At 73.7% G+C, this 20,322-nt stretch carries 18 protein-coding genes and 1 pseudogene; 13 read left to right on the top strand and 6 right to left on the bottom strand.

Annotation, left to right across the window (positions count from 1 at the left end):
* The 3 genes and pseudogenes from RIM90_RS06360 to RIM90_RS06355 all read left to right on the top strand — a co-directional run.
* A partial coding sequence (locus tag RIM90_RS06360) for a GNAT family N-acetyltransferase (protein ID WP_309059573.1) occupies nt 1–308 on the top strand: 308 nt, incomplete at its 5' end.
* Nucleotides 309–378: 70 nt separating this feature from the next.
* Nucleotides 379–699, top strand: a pseudogene (locus RIM90_RS31520) (alpha-lytic protease prodomain-containing protein); the annotation flags it as partial.
* 484 nt (nt 700–1,183) lie between these two features.
* The gene (locus tag RIM90_RS06355; RefSeq protein WP_309059572.1) at nt 1,184–2,104 is read left to right on the top strand and encodes a hypothetical protein; all 921 of its coding nucleotides are present in this window, start codon (nt 1,184–1,186) and stop codon (nt 2,102–2,104) included.
* A 533-nt stretch (nt 2,105–2,637) separates the two neighbouring features.
* On the opposite strand, the gene RIM90_RS06345 is transcribed toward RIM90_RS06355, so the two are convergent.
* The 4 genes from RIM90_RS06345 to RIM90_RS06330 all read right to left on the bottom strand — a co-directional run bounded on the left by RIM90_RS06345 (nt 2,638) and on the right by RIM90_RS06330 (nt 5,176).
* Nucleotides 2,638–2,808, bottom strand: coding sequence for a hypothetical protein (locus tag RIM90_RS06345; RefSeq protein WP_309059571.1), 171 nt, complete (start codon nt 2,806–2,808; stop codon nt 2,638–2,640).
* Nucleotides 2,809–2,819: 11 nt separating this feature from the next.
* Nucleotides 2,820–3,230, bottom strand: coding sequence for a DUF2071 domain-containing protein (locus RIM90_RS06340; RefSeq protein ID WP_309059570.1), 411 nt, complete (start codon nt 3,228–3,230; stop codon nt 2,820–2,822).
* 100 nt (nt 3,231–3,330) lie between these two features.
* On the bottom strand, nt 3,331–4,425 hold the full coding sequence (locus tag RIM90_RS06335; protein ID WP_309059569.1) for a glutamate--cysteine ligase: 1,095 nt from the start codon (nt 4,423–4,425) through the stop codon (nt 3,331–3,333).
* Nucleotides 4,426–4,708: 283 nt separating this feature from the next.
* Nucleotides 4,709–5,176 (bottom strand): hemerythrin domain-containing protein, encoded by a 468-nt coding sequence (locus tag RIM90_RS06330; protein WP_309059568.1) that lies wholly within the window; start codon nt 5,174–5,176, stop codon nt 4,709–4,711.
* A 325-nt stretch (nt 5,177–5,501) separates the two neighbouring features.
* Between RIM90_RS06330 and RIM90_RS06325 the strand changes: the two genes are divergently transcribed.
* The 4 genes from RIM90_RS06325 to RIM90_RS06310 all read left to right on the top strand — a co-directional run bounded on the left by RIM90_RS06325 (nt 5,502) and on the right by RIM90_RS06310 (nt 7,584).
* Nucleotides 5,502–5,906 carry a DUF1998 domain-containing protein gene (locus RIM90_RS06325; protein WP_309059567.1) on the top strand — a complete coding sequence of 135 codons (405 nt, stop codon included), beginning with the start codon at nt 5,502–5,504 and terminating at the stop codon, nt 5,904–5,906.
* A 226-nt stretch (nt 5,907–6,132) separates the two neighbouring features.
* Complete coding sequence (gene panD / locus RIM90_RS06320) at nt 6,133–6,552, top strand: aspartate 1-decarboxylase (RefSeq protein WP_309059566.1); 420 nt, start codon at nt 6,133–6,135, stop codon at nt 6,550–6,552.
* Between the two features lie 34 nt (nt 6,553–6,586).
* Nucleotides 6,587–6,931, top strand: coding sequence for a GNAT family N-acetyltransferase (locus RIM90_RS06315; protein WP_309059565.1), 345 nt, complete (start codon nt 6,587–6,589; stop codon nt 6,929–6,931).
* A gap of 14 nt (nt 6,932–6,945) precedes the next feature.
* A complete protein-coding gene (locus RIM90_RS06310) occupies nt 6,946–7,584 on the top strand; it encodes an aspartate/glutamate racemase family protein (RefSeq protein WP_309059564.1) in 639 nt (212 codons plus the stop codon).
* A 499-nt stretch (nt 7,585–8,083) separates the two neighbouring features.
* Here RIM90_RS06310 and gndA read toward each other — a convergent pair whose 3' ends face one another.
* Nucleotides 8,084–9,523, bottom strand: coding sequence for an NADP-dependent phosphogluconate dehydrogenase (gndA, locus tag RIM90_RS06305; RefSeq protein WP_309059563.1), 1,440 nt, complete (start codon nt 9,521–9,523; stop codon nt 8,084–8,086).
* A gap of 381 nt (nt 9,524–9,904) precedes the next feature.
* On the opposite strand from gndA, the gene RIM90_RS06300 reads away from it, so the two are divergent.
* A complete protein-coding gene (locus RIM90_RS06300; protein WP_309059562.1) occupies nt 9,905–11,152 on the top strand; it encodes a transglycosylase family protein in 1,248 nt (415 codons plus the stop codon).
* Here RIM90_RS06300 and RIM90_RS06295 read toward each other — a convergent pair.
* Nucleotides 11,142–12,296, bottom strand: a complete 1,155-nt coding sequence (locus RIM90_RS06295; protein WP_309059561.1) for a DMT family transporter — start codon at nt 12,294–12,296, stop codon at nt 11,142–11,144. The genes RIM90_RS06300 and RIM90_RS06295 overlap by 11 nt on opposite strands.
* 210 nt (nt 12,297–12,506) lie before the next feature.
* Between RIM90_RS06295 and RIM90_RS06290 the strand changes: the two genes are divergently transcribed.
* From RIM90_RS06290 to RIM90_RS06270, 5 genes are all read left to right on the top strand, one after another.
* Nucleotides 12,507–13,262, top strand: coding sequence for a (2Fe-2S)-binding protein (locus tag RIM90_RS06290; RefSeq protein ID WP_375165404.1), 756 nt, complete (start codon nt 12,507–12,509; stop codon nt 13,260–13,262).
* 38 nt (nt 13,263–13,300) lie between these two features.
* On the top strand, nt 13,301–14,452 hold the full coding sequence (gene glgA / locus RIM90_RS06285; protein WP_309059560.1) for a glycogen synthase: 1,152 nt from the start codon (nt 13,301–13,303) through the stop codon (nt 14,450–14,452).
* A 51-nt stretch (nt 14,453–14,503) separates the two neighbouring features.
* On the top strand, nt 14,504–15,760 hold the full coding sequence (gene glgC / locus RIM90_RS06280) for a glucose-1-phosphate adenylyltransferase (protein WP_309059559.1): 1,257 nt from the start codon (nt 14,504–14,506) through the stop codon (nt 15,758–15,760).
* Nucleotides 15,761–15,985: 225 nt separating this feature from the next.
* The gene (locus RIM90_RS06275) at nt 15,986–18,616 is read left to right on the top strand and encodes a PA14 domain-containing protein (protein ID WP_309059558.1); all 2,631 of its coding nucleotides are present in this window, start codon (nt 15,986–15,988) and stop codon (nt 18,614–18,616) included.
* Nucleotides 18,617–18,864: 248 nt separating this feature from the next.
* Entirely contained in the window at nt 18,865–20,292 is a 1,428-nt protein-coding gene (locus RIM90_RS06270) for a wax ester/triacylglycerol synthase family O-acyltransferase (protein WP_309059557.1), read from the top strand.
* Nucleotides 20,293–20,322: the final 30 nt, after the last annotated feature.

Below are 20,322 nucleotides of genomic sequence, written 5' to 3'. Positions count from 1 at the left end.
GGCAGGACGACGCCTTCATCGGACACGCGGAGGTGAAGAAGACCGGCAACGTCGACGGACACGAGCTGATCGCCGCCCTCGCACCCCCGTACTGGGGCCGGGGCCTGGGCACCGAAGTGGTCCGCGGTCTGCTGCGCCACGCCGCCGACAACCTGGGCCTGAAGGAGGCCTACGGCATGGTCGGCGCCGACAACGCCCCCAGCCTCGCCATGTGCCGCCGCCTGGGCTTCCGGCATGTACGCGACGTGACCGGCGACGACGGCACCGTGACCAGGCTGCTGGTGATCTCCACGACGGACCCGCAGTGACGCCAGTGACGTCGGGGAGCCGGCCGGCCCGGCACCGGTCGGCCGGCTCGCAGGTCGGCACGGCGCTGCTGTGGCCGTGGTGCCGGCCGGTGGGTCAGCCGGGGGCGTCGAACACGGCTGGCAGCGCCTGCTCGTCCGGCTCCGGCGCGGGCCGCCCCGGCTGCGGGATCCGCTCGACGAGGCGGGGCCCTGCGCGGCCGGATCCGCGCACAAGGGGACCAAGGCACCGGTCCGGGCCACCCAGCGGTGGCATGCCGAACCGATCCAAGCCGAGTCGGACCGGCTGGCGGAAATTGCCAACACCGCCTGGGGTCCCGACCCGAGCAGTAACGCCGTCATCGTCACACTCCACGACGGAGTGTCCGACGCCGATCGCGCCCGCATCGAGGAAGTCGCCGAAAGGCACGGGGACGCCGTGCGCATCGAGGAACTCCCGGGAAGGACCGAAACGGCCGTCGGCCGCCACGAAGGGGAAGCGGGGGAGGCGGTGGCCGCCGCCACCTACTACATGCGGGGCGGCCTCGGGATCGAGACCTACGACGGCGAAGGGCTCACGGCGGCGTCCCTGGGACGGATCTGCACCGCGGCTTTCCATGTGCAGAATGCCAGCGGAAGCAAGTTCCTGATCACCGCCGGGCACTGCGTCTTCGGCGGGAAATACGAGTGGCGGAGGCGAGCCGGAGGAGTCTGCCTGGGGCCGCAGGTCGACTTCGAGTACGAGCCCGGGGACTGGGCTGTCATCGACCCGGAGGAACCGACGGCCCCGGAAGACGCACGGTGGGGGTGGAGGGCTCCGGTCCCGGCCGGGTGCCGAAGACCGATCCCGGGGCGGCCGGCCCCCGACCGTCCAGTCCGCATCGGCCCCGGAGGGGCTCATGGCCACGTACGGCAGGAACACTCTCGCTCACCTCATCCCGGTCGCGATCCTCGTCGTCGGCGCGGGCTCGCTCGCCGCGTGCGGAAACGGGGAGGCGGAGAGCGGCGACGGCGCAGGACCGGACGAAAGCCGTGGGGTGTACGCGGAGGTGCGCGCCCGCGAGGTCGCCGACGCCTGGGACGGCTCCGAAGCCGCCGGTGTGTGGCGCGAGGGCTACCACCCCGTGGAGGACGTGGTGGAGCCGCCCGAGGGAGGCTTCCACGACGAAGCCGACGAACGCGCCTTCGAAACGGGCAACTTCGCTCTGCGCGGCGGTCTTCCCGATCTCCCGCGGGAGGACGGGGAAGTGAAGTGGCAGAGGGGCGGTTCGCTCACCCTCCCGCTGATCGGGGCCCGCCAGGCGTACGAGACCCTGGACCGTGGTGACCCCGACGGACCGGGTCTCACGGTGACCGGGGCGAGGCTCGGCGAGATGACCCACGCGACGAGTCGCGGCCCGGCGACCGTTCCGGCGTGGCTGTTCACCGTGGAAGGGTACGAGACGTCCCTCACGCATGCCGCCGTCCTCCCTTCCGCGTCGCCCGCCCCGCCGATCGACGCCGCTCGTGATCCGTCCGGCAGCGAGTTGACCGCCTTGGACGGACTGGTCGAAGTGGCCCGGGACGGCCGGTCCGTCACGGTGCTGGCCCACCACGGAGCCTGCGACGACGGGCCTCGTGTGCGGGTGCTGGAAACGGACGGCAGCGTGGTCCTGTCCGCGTCCGTGGCCGGAGCGGCGGACGGTCCCTGTCCCGGCAGGAGGGACATCGATCCGGTGGAGGTGGAACTCGACCGGCCGGTCGGCGAACGGATCCTGCTGGACGCCTTCACGGGTCGGCCCGTGCCGTACGGACGGCCGGACGGGACTCCCGCGCGGTAGTGCCGGGCCGCCCGCGTCGGCCACGGAGGGCGAAGCCGTGAGGTCGCCTTCGAGCGGACGCGGGGCGTGGACGGTGCGCCGGATCCTCCGCTCCGCCGTGTGAGGAGCGCGGGAGCGTGGTGCTGTCGCCCGGCGCCCAGGCGTCCTCGCCGATCACGCGCCAGGGTCACGCACCCCTCGTGCAGGGGCCGCCACACGCCTTCGTGAACGAGGCCGCGCTGATGTCGAGCGCGTACAGGGTGGTTCCGTTCTGCATGACTGCACCTTCCGGCTCGTCCGACGCGGCCGGGTCCGGCCGCCGCCGCCCGTGGCGGGCGGGAGCGCACGGAGGGGGCGTGCCGCCTGGGTGTTTCCGCAAGTGAGCGGTGGACACAGCCGGGCAACGCCTGACGACGACCCGCCACCGCGCGTGTCACAGACTTGACCGACTCGAACGTCGCGGAAGCCGCCGCGGCGCCCGTGAGGGCGGGGAGCGACAGGAACAGGGGAACGGTGCCGGCAGGGGACGGACGCTCGTCCGGGCGGCCTGGGTGTCAGCCGGGGCCCTCCTCTGTCTCCGCCCGTCCCTTCAGGGCCTCGTCGGTGGCCTCGCCGGACGTGTCGGGCTCGGGGCGTCCTTCCTCCTCCGGGTGGACGTCCCGCTCACCCGTCTCCCGCTCCAAAGGCGACGCGGGCTCGCGCTTTCCTTCTCCGGAACTGCTCATGGCTGCCTCCCTCAGGGCTTCGCTGGGACGTACCGGGTTCCCCGGACCATGGCGTAAAACGGGGCTCGGCGAGGCTGAGCGGCAGCCGCACGCTGGTTCGTCGGCAGGGGAACCGTTCGACGTGCCCTGCGGTGCCACGTCGGACGGTGCCTGTGGTGTCGCGGGAGGTGATGCCCGGGACCCGGAGCGCGGGCGGGTCCCTTCCCCGGGGGGAGGAGGAGGAGGTGTCCGACCGGGCCGACTGTGCTGTGAGCGTCCACTCGGTGCGCCATGACGAAGGGCGTCAGTCCCACCCATGCGGCGCCGTCATACTCGTTCACGACCAGTTCCTCGGGCAGCAGCGCCTCCACCGCCCCCGGCCGGCAGGGCCGGTGGGCGGATGCCTGCGTGAGCCAGGCGGCCCGCAATGCGGGCAGGCCCACTCGCTGTTCCGCTTCATATTCCTATGCCGCCGTAGGCGGGGAATCCCCCCGCACGATCGGGGAAAACGCACGGGCACGCACCTGACGGGGCCGCGGCAGGTCAGGGCATGGTGCTGCTGTCGATGATCAGATCGGTGACCGCGGGCAGGCCGCCCCGGGCCAGGGCGGCGCGTTGCCGATCGGTACCGGTGCCGTCCTGCAGGAGCCGGTGGACCAGGGCCGTCACCTGCCGGTTGTCGCCGGACGCGTCGAGCGCGGGAGTGACGTGGCGCAGCAGCTCGTACAGCATCTCGCCGGCCCGGCGTTGCCGGCCACCGGGGTCGACCAGGGTGCTGCTCAGTCCGTGGCGGGCGGCGTGCCACATGCTCGCTTGCAGCAGTTCCTGGTCGCAGTCGAGCGCCGGAGCGCCGGCGGCGGCCTCCGCGAGCGCGGTCTCCACAAGGGCCCGGACGAGGCCCGTGAGCATCACCGCGTCGTCCGCGCGCAGCTGCACGTCCAGGCACCGGACCTCGATGGTGGGGTACCGCGCCGAGAGCCGGGCCTGCCAGTACAGCTGACCGGTGTCCGAGATCAGACCGCTGTCCAGCAGTTGCCGCACGCGCCGGTCGTGGTCGGCGATGTCGGCGAAGTGCGGGGGCATGCCGCTGACCGGCCAGCGGCTGAAGATCACGGTGCGCCAGCTGGCGAAGCCGGTGTCGCGGCCGTCCCACAGCGGAGAGTTCGCGGACAGGGCGGTGAGGGTCGGCAGCCACACCCGGATCCGGTTCAGGACCTGCACGCCGGTCTCCCGGCTGGGGACGCCGACGTGCACGTGCATGCCGTTGACCAGCTGTTCCGCCACGAGCTGGGGCGCCTGGGCGAGCATGGCCCGGTACCGGGCCTGGCTGGTGACGGCCACGGGACGGCCGTGGCGCAGTGGGGGTGTGGCGCAGGCCGCGATCCGGCAGCCGTGCCCCTCGGCGGCCGCTCCGACGGCGTGCCGCAGCCGGAGCAGATGCCCGCCGACCTCCTCCAGCGTGCCGCACACCGGCGTGGCCACCTCCACCTGCGCCTGCAGCAGCTCGCACTGCACCTCCTGGTCGGCCGCGAGGCGACCCAGGCCGACCGCGGCACGCACCTTGTCCGCCAGGGGTACCGGCAGGCCCGTGACCGGGTCGAGCAGCAGGTACTCCTCTTCGACACCGATCGTCGTCATCGATCGCCTTCTGTTCCGCCCGGATGCCGGGCTCGACATCGATGCGCCTGGCCGGTGCATCTCATCGTGATGGTCGCCTCGCAGCGGGGCATCGCGGTGACCGAGTGCCGCAGTCACCTCATGGCAAAACCTGACGCGGCGCCGCGGTGCGCTTGCGCGCCGGTGGACGCCGGCGCGGACGGCGGCGTCCACCGCTTCGCACCCAGGAGCGGCGTTCGTCCTCGGGGAGGTCGGCCTCCGCGGGTCCCGGTCCGAGCGCCGCCCGGCCCGGGACCGGCCGGCGTCAGTCCTTGCCCATGGCCTGGCGGACGGTGCCCTTGGTGCGGTCCATCACGGCGGCCACGGGGCCGAGGGCCACGTTGGCCGCGGCGGACTCGACTCCGGGGTGGGGCCGGGTGGGGGCGATGGCCTCGGCGGCCCTGACGGCCCCGGCCATGGCGGCGAGGTTGGCGTCGGTGCTGCGCCGGATGTGCGAGAACCCGTAGCGTCCCTCCGCCCGGGCGTGCCCCTGCACCCCGGTGCGCAGTTCCATGAGCCTGGGCGTGAACCCGGGGTCGTCGGTGTCCATGCCGTCCAGGGCAGCGAGGGTCTCCTCGGCCGACTTCTCCTCCGCGAGGCGGTCCCTGACGACCTGCTCGCCGCCCTCGACCGCCCTGCGGACGAAGGGGGGACGACCTCTTCCCAGCAGAGCCACTACGCCGATGTCGGGGGCCCGGTCGTCACCGGCCCGGGGCGTCTGCAGCTCGGACATCCGGGGCGGCCTCACTTCCCGCGCGGGGCGGGGTCGGGGTGCTCGCCCCCGGTCCGGACGCGGTACTCGCGGCCGAACACCGCCTCGTGCTCGGCCATGACCCTGTCGCTCGGCGGGCCTCACCGCCGTGGATCCGCTCCTGCACCTTCTCGATCCGCTCGTGGGCCTTCCGCACATGGCCCCCGCCGAGGGTGGGTGAGGGCCATGGGGGTGCCCAGCAGCTCCCGCAGGTACTGCTTGTTCGGCTCGAAGGCGAGCACGTTGGGCAGCTCGGGGCCAGGACCTCCTGCCCGACGACACCACCGGCGAGAGTGCGGCCCACCTCGTGCGCGACTGGCTCACGCCCGTCCCGGAGAGCACGGCGGCCTCGGTCCGCCGGGTGCTTCCCCCGAGCGTCCAGGACGAGATCGAGCTGGAAGGCGCGGCCACCCACCTGGAGATCAGCCGGGACGACATCGACAGCACGGTCCACACCGGAGCCGGCGGCATGCCCTCGCTGCCGCTCTTCGGCACCACACCTGGCGGGGCGGGGAACGTGATCCGGATCGGCGAGCACCTCGAACCGGTCGTCGAGGCCGCACCCGCACGCGTGGGCGGACGCGAGTGCGGCCCGGGGAGCAGCTGCCACGCGTGCCTGCGCACCTTCCGCAACGAACGCTTCCACGAGTTGCTGAGCCGCGGTGAAGCCGTCGTACTGCTCGATGCCCTGGCGGGCAGAAGCACGAGCTGAATGGTGGGCAGGCGCTTGCCCTGTGCCCTCCTCCTGTGGCCGGGACCGAGTGAGTGGAGCAGCCCGGTCCTGTCCTGGTCATTCACCAGGACAGTCGGCAACGGGTCCGTGTGGGTCCTGGAACACCTGGCGGCAGCTGACCGGACACGCGAATGGTTGTACTCTGCGGAGACCGCCCTTGACCTGCAAGAAGCAGGCAGGGAGCAGACAGACCGGGAGTTTCTCCATGCTGCGCACCATGTTCAAGTCCAAGATCCACCGCGCCACCGTCACCCAGGCCGACCTGCACTACGTGGGATCGGTGACCATCGACGCCGATCTGCTCGACGCCGCCGACCTGCTGCCCGGCGAGCTCGTGCACATCGTCGACATCACCAACGGGGCCCGGCTGGAGACGTACGTCATCGAGGGCGAACGGGGCTCCGGGGTCGTCGGGATCAACGGGGCGGCGGCCCATCTCGTGCACCCCGGCGATCTGGTGATCATCATCAGTTACGCTCAGGTCACCGACGCCGAGGCGCGGGCGCTGGAACCCCGGATCGTGCACGTGGACCGCGACAACCGCATCGTGTCCCTGGGCGCCGACCCGTCCGAGCCGGTGCCGGGATCGGACCAGCAGCGCAGCCCGCAGGCCGTCACGGCCTGACCGGGGAGGACCGAGACAGGAGCGTGACGCGTCCATGGGTGACATCGAGATCCGCGACGACCGGGCGGCGGGCCGGCTCGAGGCGGTGACGGGCGGCGAGGTCGTCGGCCGGATCGAGTACTTCGTCCTCGACGCCCCCGGGCGCGCGCTCGTGCCGGTCCACACCATCGTGGAGCCCGCCCACGAGGGCAGGGGCATCGCCGGCGGCCTCGCGCGCGAGCTGTACGCCGTCGCCGCGCGCGAGGACAGCGCGGTCGCCCCGCTCTGCCCGTACGTCGTCAAGTGGGCCGAACGCCACCCCGACCAGGCCCCGGCGGCCGGTCCGGAGCTGATCCGGGCGGCGAAGCAGTGGCTGGCGGCCCACCCCGGGCACTTCTGACCCCGGCCGTCCGCGTGCTCGCCCTCCTGCACACCTCACCCGTCCACGTCCCCGTCTTCGACGCGCTGCGCGACGAGGACCGTCCCGGCCTGGAACTGCGGCACCTCGTCGCCGAGGACCTGCTGCGCCGGGCCCGCCTCGCCGGTCCCGAGGCGGTCGCCGAGGACGTACGGGCGAGGGTGCGGGAGGCCGTCGACGGCGGGGCCCGGGCCGTGCTGTGCACGTGCTCGACCATCGGCGGCGTGGCGGAGGCGGCGGCCGCCGAGGTGGGTGTTCCCGTGCTGCGCGTCGACCGGCCGATGGCGCGCGCGGCCGTGGCCGCCGGTCCGCGTGTCGTCGTCCTCGCCGCCCTGGAGAGCACCGTGCGGCCCACGGTGGTGCTCATCGAGGAGGAGGCGCGTCGCGCCGGCCGTGCCGTCGAGGTGCGCACCGTGCTGGTCGAGGATGCCTGGGCCCGCTTCGAGGCGGGCGACCGGGAAGGGTACGTACGCCGGGTCGCGGACGCGGCCGACGAGGTCACCGGCGCCGACGTGATCGTCCTCGCCCAGGCCTCCATGGCGCCGGCCGGGCGGCTCAGCACGGCCGGCGTCCCGGTGCTGTCCAGCCCGCGCCCCGGACTCGCGGCGGGCGCGGCGGCAGCGGGCGTCCCGTAGCGGCGTCCGGGACCCCGCCGCCCGGCCGGCCGAGTGCGCCATCCGGGCCCCCGCCGTCATACGGGCGGGTGACTGAGGACGCGGCCCCCGGGTAGGCGGGGGAGTAGTCCAGAGCCGACGTCGACCGACTGGCCGGAGGACACCCGCCATGACCGAGCCGTACCCGGACCCCGTCCAGCCGGGTCCCCTCCCGGGCCCGGACCCCTCGCCCCCTCAGCCCCACCCGGTCCCGCCCCCGGAGCCGCCTCCGGGCCCCGAGCCGCCTCCGGGCCCCACGCCCCCGCCTCCCCGGCCCACCCCGCCGCCGCCGCACCCGGGCCCGCCCGAGCCCTCCCCCTCACCGATCCCGCCGGGGCCCGAACCGGTGCCCGACCCGGAGCCCGGACCGCCGCTGAGCTGAACCGGCCCACGCGCACGAGAAGGGCGGTGGACGGCCGTCGAGGCCGTCCACCGCCCTTCTCCGCGGGCCACGCCGGCCGGCGTGGCCCGCCGCGGTCCGCTACGCGGTCACCTCCGACCGGTCCCCGCCCCACAGCGTGTGGAACGAACCCTCGCGGTCCGTGCGCCGGTAGGTGTGCGCGCCGAAGTAGTCCCGCTGGCCCTGGGTGAGCGCGGCCGGCAGGCGCTCCGCGCGCAGGGCGTCGTAGTAGGCGAGGGCCGCGGCGAAACCGGGGGTGGGCACGCCCTGGCGGGTCGCGGCGACCAGCACCTCGCGCCAGTCGTCCTGCGCGTCGGCGATCTCCCGCGCGAACGTCTCGTCGGACAGCAGGCTCGGCAGGTCCGCCCGCGCGTCGTAGGCGGCGCGGATGCGGTCCAGGAAGGCCGCCCGGATGATGCAGCCGCCGCGCCAGATCGCGGAGACCGCGCCGAGGTCGATGTCCCAGCCGTACTCCTCGCTGCCCGCGGCGATCTCGTGGAAGCCCTGCGTGTACGACACGATCTTCGACGCGTACAGCGCCTGCTCCACCCGGTCGGCGAACGCCGCCGCCTCCGCCTCGCCCAGCGGCGCGGCCTTCGGACCGGCGAGACCGCGCGAGGCCTCGCGCAGCGCCGCGTGACCGGACAGCGAGCGCGCGAACACCGCCTCCGCGATGCCCGACACCGGCACGCCCAGGTCGAGCGCGATCTGCACGGTCCAGCGGCCCGTGCCCTTCTGCTCCGCCCGGTCCACCACCACGTCCACGAACGGCTTGCCCGTCGCCGCGTCCACGTGGGAGAGCACCTCGGCCGTGATCTCGATCAGGTACGAGTCCAGGCGGCCGGTGTTCCAGGTGCGGAAGATCTCCGCGATCTGCGCGGGGGAGTACCCGGCGACGTCGCGCAGCAGCTGGTACGCCTCACCGATCAGCTGCATGTCGGCGTACTCGATGCCGTTGTGGACCATCTTCACGAAGTGCCCGGCACCGTCGGGGCCGACATGGGTGACGCAGGGCGCGCCGTCGGCCGCCTTGGCGGAGATCTTCTCCAGCATCGGGCCGAGGGATTCGTACGACTCCTTCGAACCGCCCGGCATGATGCTCGGCCCGTTGAGCGCGCCCTCCTCCCCGCCGGAGATGCCGGTGCCGACGAAGTGGATGCCCCGCTCGCGCAGCTCGCGCTCCCGGCGCCGGGTGTCGGCGAAGTGCGCGTTGCCGCCGTCGATGATCATGTCGCCGGGCTCCAGCAGCGGGGCGAACTCCTCGATCACGGCGTCCGTCGGCTCGCCGGCCTTCACCATGACGACCAGCCGCCGCGGCCGCTCCAGCGCCGCCACGAACTCCTTGGCCGTCTCGGCCGCCACGAAGCCGCCCTCGTGTCCGAACTCCTCCACCAGCGCGTGCGTGCGCGCCGCCGTCCGGTTGTGCACCGCGACCGTGTAGCCGTTGCGGGCGAAGTTGCGCGCGAGGTTGCGGCCCATGACCGCGAGGCCCGTGACGCCGATCTGCGCTGAACTGCTCATGGGGTTGGCTCCTAGTGACCTTGGTGTCGGTGCTGCCGGGGTGTCGGTGCTGCCGGTCGGTGCCCGCCAGACCTGCCCCCGCCCATCCTGACGTGCCGTGCTTGCGTCCGCACGCGCGGGTCGTGCGACTCCGCGCACGCAGGCGCATACGGGCGGAAGCCCTCCCCGCACGCACCCGACGCGCTCACCCGGCGCACGCGTCCGTGCGCCCGCGGGCGGGCGCACCCGCCCGCGCGTGCGGTGTGCCGGCGGTGGCAGCGGGGCGCAACGGGGGGAGAGTCCCGGCCACTTGGCGCAGCCGTGCGGCCGATAGCCGTCTTGTCACGGCCAGTTCGCAACGCTTACTTTTGCCCCTCCTGACGCGTTGTCGAAGGGGATTCCATGGCCGTGCGCGGCCGGCACCGCCGGTACCAGCCGAACAGGATCAACCGCGCCTCACTCACCGTCACCGCGGGTGGTGCCGGAATGGCGCTCCCGTTGATGGGCACCGGCGCCGCCCAGGCCGCCGACGTGGAGACCTGGGACAAGGTCGCCACGTGCGAATCCAGCAACGACTGGGACATCAACACGGGCAACGGCTTCTACGGCGGGCTGCAGTTCACCCAGTCCACGTGGGAGGCGTTCGGCGGCACCCGGTACGCGCCGCGCGCGGACCTGGCCACCAAGGACCAGCAGATCGCGATCGCCGAGAAGGTCCTCGACGGGCAGGGCCCCGGCGCCTGGCCGGTGTGCTCGGTCCGGGCCGGACTGACCCGGGGCGGCGAGACCCCCGACGTCCGGCCGGCCGCCGACAGGTCCGACCGCGGCGGCGAGAAGAAGGACCGGAGGGCCGGCGGTGACGACCGGAAGGCCGGTGGCGCGAAGGCCGCCCGGTCCTCCGTCGAGGACGTGAAGCCGCACACCACACCCCAGTCCCGCGCGGGCCGCGCCGAGATGTACACCGTGGTCCGCGGCGACACCCTCTCCGGCATCGCGACGGACGAGCGGGTCCGGGGCGGCTGGCGGGGGCTGTACGAAGCCAACCGCTCGGCCATCGGCGCCGACCCCGACCTGATCCTGCCCGGCCAGCGGCTGGCGCTGCCCGACGGGACGGCCGCACGCCCCGCGTCGAAATCCCCGGCCCCGAAGAAGCGGTCGAAGCAGCCGAAGGCGGCCGAGCCGTCGGGGAAGAAGACCGCTCCGCAGCGCACCGGCGACCGTGCCGACCGCGCCACCGAGGCCGGCGGCACCCTGGTCGCCCCGGTGAGCGCCGCCCTCGGCACGCCGTACCACAAGGCCGGATCCGCCTGGTCGAAGGGCTATCACACCGGGGTCGACTTCCCCGTGCCCACCGGCACGTCCGTGAAGTCGGTCGCGGCGGGCCGCGTCGTCAGCGCGGGCTGGGAGGGGTCGTTCGGCTACCAGGTGGTCATCCGGCACGCCGACGGCCGCTACAGCCAGTACGCGCACCTGTCGGCGATCTCCGTGAAGAGCGGCCAGTCGGTCGTCGCGGGCCAGCGCATCGGCCGCTCCGGTTCGACCGGCAACAGTTCGGGCCCCCATCTGCACTTCGAGGTGCGGACGGGGCCCGGTTTCGGCTCGGACATCGACCCGGTCGCCTACCTGAGGGCGGGCGGCGTCAGGATTTGACGCGCATCCGGTGCCGGTCCACCGCCGGCACCGGCACGCAGGGGCCGCCGTAGAAGGGCCCGTACGACACCAGCGGCACCAGGGCGGGCTCCGGCCCGTCCAGCGGCGTCCTGGGGGAGGGCACCGGAAGCGGCCCGCGCACGTCCTCGGGGAGCCCGAGCGCGGCCAGCAACCGCTCGGCGGGGCCGGCCTCCGGCTCCGCGGCCGCCACGGACCGGGCGGCGGGGACCGTCTCGGGCACGGAGCCGGGGACGACGACGGCGGGCCCGGACGGGAGGCTCTCGGCCCGCGCGGCCGCCGTCCGCTGCTGCTCGCGCGCCAGCCGTTCCGTCGTCAGCAGGATCAGTCCGCCCGCCGCGACCACGCCACAGCTCAGCGCGAGCGCCGTGCCCGTCGTGCCGTAGCGGAAGGTCTCGCCGAACATCGTGATGCCGACCGCCGCCGCCACCACCGGGTTCACCACCGTCAGCGTCGCCAGCGGCGCCGCGAGTCCGGCACCGCGGTAGGAGGCCTGGGACAGGAGCATGCCGGCCGTGGCCAGGACGCCGATCGCCGCGAGGGACGGCAGGTCCGCCGCCGAGACCCCGCCGGTCCAGTCGACCGCGACGGTCTTGGTGAAGACGGAGGACATGCCGAACGCGATACCGGACGCGGTGGCCAGCAGGATGCTGCGCACCGCGGGATGCCGGTGCACGGCCCGGGCCGCGATCATCAGCGCCACCACCGCGACGGCCGTGACCAGCGCCGCCGCCACGCGCTGGGCGGTGTCCAGCGACTGCGCGTCGGACGCGCCGACCAGGGAGAGCAGACCGGCGAGACCCACGGTCGCCATGATGGCGCCGCGCCACGCGGTCGCCCCGGCCCTGCGGCCGACGAACAGCGCGGCCATGGGCAGCGCGAACACGATGGTCAGGGCACCCAGCGGCTGGACGAGGCTCAGCGGACCGTAGGCCAGCGCCACCACGTGCAGCAGTCCGCCGAGGCCGTTGAGCGCGACCGCCGCCCACCAGCCCGGCCGGCGCAGCGGTGCGTACTGCTGATCGCCGGGTGAGGACGCCGCGACCTGCTCCTGCACGATCGCTCCGCCGGCGTACGCCACGGCGGAGACGAACGACAGCAGCACGGACAACGCGAGGGCGCTCATCGGCTGCTCCTCTGCGTGAGGCCCGGGCACGGGACCCGGCGCGGCGAAGGGTCGGCTCTCATGACCAACACGATGCCCTGTCCGGCTGTTCCCGTCGTCGTCCCTGAGCACCCAATGGGTCGTACTGCCGATGGAGTACGACGACGCCCCCCTCATCCCCAGGGTGGGCGCCCGTGGACGGAGGGCCCCTGGTTGCCTCCCCTAGGGGACTTGGTACTACTGCACGTCGTGGACCTCGACCCCCGTCTCACCGCCCTCCGCCGCGTCGGCGGCTTCTTCGCCCTGCGCACGGCGGCAGCGGCCGTCCCGCCGCTGCCCACTCTCGCGCAGGTGTACGCGCCGCAACGCCCGGATGCCCACGGCGACTTCCTGGCCTCACGGGTGTGCGCAGTCGCCGGTGCCCTCGGCACCCCCGAGGCGCGGGTCGCCGCCTCGGTGGCCCAGCAGGGGCTCGCCGCCCGGCTGTGGTCGGTGGCGCTGGGCTGCGCCTCCCTGTACGGGGCGGTCCCCGACCTCGACCCGCGGCTGCTGCGCTGGGACCCCGACGGCACCGCCCCCGACGATCTGTGGCTGACCGACGTACGGGCACGGTCCGGCGACGCGGCGACCGTCGCGGACCTGGTGCTGCACGGCCACCTCGAACCCCTCGCCGCGGCCCTGCGCTCCCGCCACCGCCTCGCACGCGGCCTGCTGCGCGGCAACGCGGCCTCCGCGCTCGCGGGCGCCGCCCGGGAGCTGGACCGCTGGGGGCGCGGCCACGGCCGTACCGACGTCGGCGCCCGGGCCGCATCCCTCGCCGCCGAACTCCTGGCGCACCCCCTGCTCGCCGGCACCGGAACCCTCTCGGGCACCGCCTTCCGGCGGCGCAGCTGCTGCCTGTACTACCGGGTGCCGGGCGGGGGCGTCTGCGGCGACTGTTGCTTCACACGTCCGCCTCGCTCTTCCCCCCGCGCCCCGTCCGGGTGACCATGGGAGGAACGTCCGCTCAGACAGGGGGTCCACGGGTGCGAGTGGGACTGCTGACCCGGGAGTACCCCCCGGACGTGTACGGCGGCGCCGGGGTCCATGTGGAGTTCCTCGCCCGGGAGTTGCGGCCCCTGGTGGACCTCCGGGTGCACTGCTGGGGCGAGGGCCGCACGGACGGCGTGCTGCGCCACCGTCCCTGGACCGCGCTCGACGGCGCCAACGACGCGCTGCGCACCTTCTCCGTGGACCTCGCCATGGCCGCAGCCCTCCGGGGCTGCGAACTCGTCCACTCCCACACGTGGTACGCCAACCTCGGCGGCCATCTCGCCAAGCTGCTGCACGGCGTCCCGCACGTGATGACCGCCCACTCCCTGGAGCCGCTGCGCCCCTGGAAGGCCGAGCAGCTCGGCGGCGGCTACGCCCTGTCCGGCTGGGCCGAGCGCACCGCCGTCGAGGCCGCCGACGCGGTGATCGCCGTCTCCGGCGCCATGCGCGGGGACATCCTGGCCTGCTACCCGGCGCTGGACCCCGGCCGGGTGCACGTCGTGCACAACGGCATCGACACCGACCTGTACCGCCCCGACCCCGGCACCGACGTCCTGGACCGCATCGGCCTCGACCGTTCCCGCCCGTACGTGCTGTTCGTCGGCCGCATCACCCGCCAGAAGGGCGTGCCCCACCTGCTGCGGGCGGTGCGCGGCATCGACCCGGCCGCGCAGGTCGTGCTGTGCGCGGGCGCCCCGGACACCCCCGAGATCGACCGGGAGTTCCGCGAGCTGTACCAGGAGCTGAGCCGGGTCCGCGAGGGCGTGCACTGGATCCCGCGGATGCTGCCCCGCCCGGAGGTGATCCAGCTCCTCACCCACGCCACCGCGTTCGTCTGCCCCTCGGTGTACGAGCCGCTCGGCATCGTGAACCTGGAGGCGATGGCCTGCGGCACCCCGGTGGTGGCCTCCCGGGTCGGGGGCATCCCCGAGGTCGTGACGGACGGCGAGACCGGGGTGCTGGTGGAGGCGGACGACGACTTCGAGGCGGGTCTCGCGCGGGCCCTCGACTCGGTCCTCGGCGATCCGGACGCCGCGCGGCGGATGGGCGAGGCCGGGCGGGAGCGCGCGGTCGGGGAGTTCGGCTGGGACGCGGTGGCCCGCCGTACGGTCCGGCTCTACGAGGAGGTCCTCGAACAGGCTTAGTCCCGCCTGTCCGGGGCAGTCTTGGGGAAATCCGGCGTGAGGGGAGCGGCCATGCGTCGATGGGGGTACCCCCGCTCGAGCGAAGCCGAGAGTGGGGGAGGTCCTTCGGTCCTGGGAATCGTGCTGGCGGGCGGCGAGGGCAAGCGGCTGATGCCCCTCACGGCGGACCGCGCCAAACCGGCGGTCACCTTCGGCGGCACGTACCGCCTGGTCGACTTCGTCCTGTCCAACCTCGTCAACGGCGACATCCTGCGCATCTGCGTGCTCACGCAGTACAAGTCGCACTCGCTGGACCGGCACATCACCACCACCTGGCGGATGTCCAGCCTGCTCGGCAACTACGTCACGCCGGTCCCCGCCCAGCAGCGCCTCGGCCCGCGCTGGTACCTGGGCAGCGCCGACGCCATCCTGCAGTCGCTGAACCTGGTCTACGACGAACGGCCGGATTACGTGGCGGTGTTCGGCGCCGACCACGTGTACCGCATGGACCCGCGCCAGATGCTCGCCCAGCACGTCGAGAGCGGCGCCGGGGTCACGGTGGCCGGGATCCGGGTGCCGCGCTCGGAGTCCTCCGCCTTCGGGGTGATCACCCCGGGTGCGGACGGCCGGACCGTGGAGCGCTTCCTGGAGAAGCCCGCCGACCCGCCCGGACTCGCCGACGATCCCGAGTGCGTGTTCGCCTCCATGGGCAACTACCTCTTCACCACCAAGGTCCTCATCGAGGCGCTCCAGCGGGACGCCGAGGACGAGAAGTCGGTGCACGACATGGGCGGTTCGATCCTGCCCCAGCTCACCGAGCGGGGCGAGGCCGCCCTGTACGACTTCAGCACCAACCACGTGCCCGGCGAGACCAGCCGCGACCAGGGCTACTGGCGGGACGTCGGCACCCTGGACGCGTACTACGAGGCGCACATGGACCTGATCGCCGAGCGCCCCGCGTTCAACCTCTACAACCGGCAGTGGCCCGTCTACACCCACTCCGGCCAGCTCTCGCCCGCCCGCTTCAACGCCGGCGGCATGGCGAGCGAGTCCATCATCAGCGCGGGCTGCCTGATCCGGGGCCAGGTCACGCGGTCCGTGCTGTCGCCGGGCGTGGTCGTCGATCCGGGGGCCGTGGTGCAGGGCTCGGTGCTGCACGACAACGTCCACGTCGGGCGGGGCGCGGTGGTGCGCGGGGCGGTGCTCGACAAGAACGTCGAGGTGCCGCCGGGCGCGGCGATCGGCGTCAACCCGGAGCGGGACGCGGAGCTGTACACGGTGTCCAAGGGCGGGGTGATCGCCCTCGGGAAGGGACAGCGGGTGCCGTAGCGGCGGCACGGGGGGCGCGTGGGGCCCCGGTCGGTCGTGGTGACCACCGGGGCCTTTGTCATGTCCCTGGACGGACGGCGGAATCCGTGCTGTTATGCCAAGTACTGTTCATGACAACGTTGTACGACCGCGTGCAACGCACACAACGGAACACAAGGAAACGCCGAGCACTGAGCACCACGTACTGAGCAGCGAGCCGTCACCTTCCTCACCGACGGAGGATCCGTGCGCATCAGACGACTCAGAAACCGTTTCGCGCTTCTCCTGGCCGCCGCACTGGGAACCGCCGGCCTCACCGCCACCGGCCCGGCCGCGACCGCGGCGGAGGACGACCCGGTGGAGATCCACGGCCTGAAGGGCGAGTACTACACCCACTCCGCCCCCGGCGCCTTCGACTTCCACGAGCTCAAGGCCACCGCCTTCGACCCGCACCTCGACTTCGACAACCTGGAGCCGCGCCTGAACGTCACCACCGGCCGGTCGGACGACGTCAGCGTCCGCTGGACCGGGAAGATCGTGCCGGAGAAGACCGGTGCCCACACCTTCTCGATCATCGGGGACAACGGCTTCCGCCTGTGGATCGACGGCCGGCTCGCCATCGACCACTGGGTCGACGACTGGGACCGCGAACAGACCGCCGAGCCGATCGAGCTGACCGCCGGCCGGGCCCACGACCTCAAGGTCGAGTACTTCGAGCACTACGGCGGCTCCAACCTCCACCTGCGCTGGACCGAACCCGGCGGCACCAAGGAACCCGTTCCGCAGTCGGCGTTCCGCCTCCCCGACGGCTTCGACTACGACGGCGCCCTCGCCGCCACCGTCCTCGCCTCCGGCCGCACCCTGAAGCTCGACTTCCCCCGGCCGCTCGCCGCGCCCCCGGCCGGATTCACCGACCACCTGAACGCGGTGATCGGCGGCGCCGAGTGGCCCCTGAAGTCGGCGAAGCCGGACCCGGCCGATCCCAGGGCGCTGCTCGTCACGCTCGCCGAGCCGGTCGTCGGCAACAAGACCGGCACCGCCCGCGGCAGCGCCGACGTCCGCTACGACGGACAGGGCGGCCTGACCTCCGCCGACGGCGACCCCGTGGACGCGTTCCTGAGCAGCGGCCCCAACCGCTCCACCCACGAGCTGCGCACCAGGTGGGCCGACGAGGTGGGCCCGGACAACGCCCTTCCCGAGTACCCGCGCCCGCAGCTCACCCGGAAGGACTGGCGCAACCTCAACGGCCGCTGGCAGTTCGCCGCCGCCGAGGAGGGCGAGCGGCCGCCCGTCGGGAAGACGCTCGAGGAGCGCATCCTCGTCCCGTACCCGGTGGAGTCCCAGCTCTCCGGGATCCAGCGGCACGAGGACCGCATGTGGTACCGCCGCACCTTCACCGTCCCCCGGGACTGGCGCATCGGCTCCGCCAAACGGCTGCGGCTGAACTTCGGCGCCGTCGACTGGCGCGCCGAGGTGTACGTCAACGGCACGAAGGTCGCCGCGCACGAGGGCGGCTACGACAAGTTCGGCGCCGACGTCACCGACGCGCTGAAGCCCGGTCGCACCCAGGAGCTCATCGTCGGCGTGTACGACCCCACCGACGCCGCGCACGGCGAGAACCCGCCGCTCGGCAAGCAGCGCCTGGACCCCAGCGGCATCTGGTACACGCCCAGCTCGGGCATCTGGCAGACGGTCTGGATGGAACCGGTCGCCCCCGACCACGTCGACTCCCTCGAACTCGTCCCCGACGTGCCCGGCGAGCGGCTCACCGTGAAGGCGAAGGGCGTCCGGGACGGCGTACCGGTCACGGCGACCGCGTACGACGGGGGGCGCGAGGTCGCCACGGCGAGCGGCCGCACCGGGCAGCCGCTGACCCTGAGGATCGAGGACCCGCGCCTGTGGTCGCCCGACGACCCGTTCCTGTACCGGCTGAAGGTCACCGTCGGCGACGACCGCGTCGGCAGCTACTTCGGGATGCGCTCCATCGCCGTCGAGCAGGTGGACGGCGTGCCGCGCACGGTCCTCAACGGGGAACCGGTCTTCCTCATGGCCACCCTCGACCAGGGCTTCTGGCCCGACGGCCTGCACACCGCGCCCACCGACGAGGCCCTCGCGTACGACCTGCGCATGCACAAGAAGCTCGGCTTCAACTCGGTGCGCAAGCACATCAAGGTCGAACCGGACCGCTGGTTCTACTGGGCCGACCGGCTGGGGCTGCTGGTGTGGCAGGACATGCCCTCCATGACGGCCGGGGTGAACCCGGGCGCCGAGGCCCGCGCCCGTTACGAGCGGGAGATGAAGGAGATGATCGACGAGCACCTCAGCAGCCCGTCGATCGTCATGTGGGTCACCTTCAACGAGGGCTGGGGCCAGTACGACGTCGGCCGCGTCGCCGAACAGGCCAAGGCCTGGGACCCCACCCGCCTGGTCAACAACCAGTCGGGGCTCAACCTCGGCGCCGACGGGGGCACCGGCGACATCATGGACGAGCACGGTTATCCCAGCCCCGCGCTCCCGCCCCGCCCGGACGGGAAGCGCGCCCTGGTCAGCGGCGAGTACGGCGGCCTGGGCCTCGCGGTGCCCGGGCACGCCTGGTCGGTGCAGCAGTCGTACGTCGACGTCGACCCGGCGACCTACACCGACGACTACCTCACCAAGCTCGACGAGGTGCGCGCGCTGGTGTGCCGGGGCAGCAACGGCGCCGTCTACACCCAGATCACGGACGTCGAGGGCGAGCTCAACGGTCTGCTCACCTACGACCGCCGCGTCATGAAGCCGGACGTGGCCCGGGTGAAGGCCGCGCACGAGGCCCTGATCCGGGACGCCTCCCGGGCACGGCCCGCGGGCTGCCCGGCCCCGGAGGGCGCCGCCCGATGAGGGGCTCCACCGGCGGCCCGCGCCCGTCCGGGTGGCGTAGGACACCCGGGGAGGCGCGGACCGCGCCGCCGTAACCCCGCCGGTCACCCGAGTTCCGCCCCTTCCGCCGCACCGTCGGAAGGGGCGGAGACGCCACATGATGTTAACTGTGCGTAGCCGGATCGTGCTTGACCGTAATCGGTCGGAGGCGATTGACTGCTGATCCGTCCCGCGCCCGATCCGCCCCGTTGCCGATGAGAGGCAAGCCCGTGACCGCAGACCCGCTCGCTCCTCTCGACCTGGCGTTCTGGAACCTGGAGTCCGCCGGCCATCCCATGCACCTGGGGGCGCTCGGCGTCTTCGCGGCCCGCTCGCCCTCCGCGGGCGCCCACGCGGCCGACCTGCTCGCCGCCCGGGCCGCCGCCGTACCCGGCCTGCGGATGCGCATCCGGGACGTGTGGCAGCCGCTCACCGCGCGGCCGTCGCTCTCGGCGCTCCGGCGCCCGTGGCCGGCCCCGGGCGAGTCGCTCGCCTCCGCCCTGCGCCGCCCGCTCGCCTCCGCCCTGCGCGGGCCGTTCGCCTTCGGTGGCGCCGCGCGGGAACCCGACCCCGGCTTCGACCCCGTGGACCACATCCGGCTGCACGCCCCGGCCGCCGACTTCCACGCCGCGGCCGGGCGGCTCATGGAGCGCCCGCTGGAGCGCAGCCGACCGCCCTGGGAGGCCCATGTGCTGCCGGGACAGGACGGTGCCTCGTTCGCGGTGCTGTTCAAGTTCCACCACGCCCTCGCCGACGGGCTGCGCGCCCTCACCCTGGCCGCCGCGCTGATGGACCCGATGGACCTGCCCGCACCCCGGCCCCGCCCGGCCGAGCCGCCGCGCGGGCTAATCCCGGACGTGCGCAAGGTGCCCGACCTCGTCCGGGGCGCCCTGTCCGACGCCGGACGGGCCCTGGACATCGGCGCCGCCGTCGCCCGGTCCACCCTCGACATGCGGTCCTCGCCCGCGCTCGGCTGCGCCCCCAGCGGCACCCGCCGCACCGCCGGCGTGGTGCTCGACCTCGACGACGTGCACCGGATCCGCAAGAGCGTCGGCGGCACCGTCAACGACGTACTGATCGCGGTCGTCGCCGGCGCGCTGCGCCGCTGGCTCGACGAGCGCGGCGACGGCAGCGAGGGCGTCGCCCCCCGCGCCCTCGTCCCCGTCTCCCGGCGCCGGCCGCGCACCGCCCACCCGCAGGGCAACCGGCTCTCCGGGTACCTGCTGCGGCTGCCCGTCGACGAGCGGGACCCGCTCGCGCGCCTCGCCCTGGTGCGCACCGCCATGGACCGCAACAAGGACGCCGGTCCCCACCGGGGCGCCGGTGCCGTCGCCCTGCTCGCCGACCACGTGCCGCCGCTCGGCCACCGGCTCGGCGGACCGCTGCTCGGCCAGGCGGCCCGCCTCTGGTTCGACGTCCTGGTCACCAGCGTGCCGCTGCCCGGCTTCGGCCTGAAGCTCGGTGGCGACCCGCTCGGCGCGGTCTTCCCGCTCGCGCCGCTGGCCCCCGGACACTCCCTCGCGGTCGCGGTCTCCACCTACCGCGGACGCGTCCACTACGGGCTGGTGGCCGACGGCGCGGCCGTCCCGGACCTCGACCGGCTGGCCGCCGCGGTGACCGAGGAGGCGGAGACACTGATCGACGCCTGCGACACCTGATCACCGCGGGTTTGGCGCTGCGGCCCGACG

This window comes from Streptomyces sp., assembly GCF_031181555.1.
GTDB lineage: Bacteria > Actinomycetota > Actinomycetes > Streptomycetales > Streptomycetaceae > Streptomyces > Streptomyces fimbriatus.
The sequence above is the reverse complement of the archived record's forward strand: the minus strand, read 5'-3'. Positions and strand labels throughout refer to the sequence as shown.

Coding starts and splice junctions, on each gene's coding strand:
- RIM90_RS06345 (WP_309059571.1), bottom strand. CDS start 2,808: ATGAGCAGTTCCGGAGAAGGAAAGCGCGAGCCCGCGTCGCCTTTGGAG.
- RIM90_RS06355 (WP_309059572.1), top strand. CDS start 1,184: ATGGCCACGTACGGCAGGAACACTCTCGCTCACCTCATCCCGGTCGCG.
- gndA (WP_309059563.1), bottom strand. CDS start 9,523: ATGAGCAGTTCAGCGCAGATCGGCGTCACGGGCCTCGCGGTCATGGGC.
- panD (WP_309059566.1), top strand. CDS start 6,133: ATGCTGCGCACCATGTTCAAGTCCAAGATCCACCGCGCCACCGTCACC.
- RIM90_RS06295 (WP_309059561.1), bottom strand. CDS start 12,296: ATGAGCGCCCTCGCGTTGTCCGTGCTGCTGTCGTTCGTCTCCGCCGTG.
- RIM90_RS06330 (WP_309059568.1), bottom strand. CDS start 5,176: ATGTCCGAGCTGCAGACGCCCCGGGCCGGTGACGACCGGGCCCCCGAC.
- RIM90_RS06335 (WP_309059569.1), bottom strand. CDS start 4,425: ATGACGACGATCGGTGTCGAAGAGGAGTACCTGCTGCTCGACCCGGTC.
- RIM90_RS06300 (WP_309059562.1), top strand. CDS start 9,905: ATGGCCGTGCGCGGCCGGCACCGCCGGTACCAGCCGAACAGGATCAAC.
- glgC (WP_309059559.1), top strand. CDS start 14,504: ATGCGTCGATGGGGGTACCCCCGCTCGAGCGAAGCCGAGAGTGGGGGA.
- RIM90_RS06315 (WP_309059565.1), top strand. CDS start 6,587: ATGGGTGACATCGAGATCCGCGACGACCGGGCGGCGGGCCGGCTCGAG.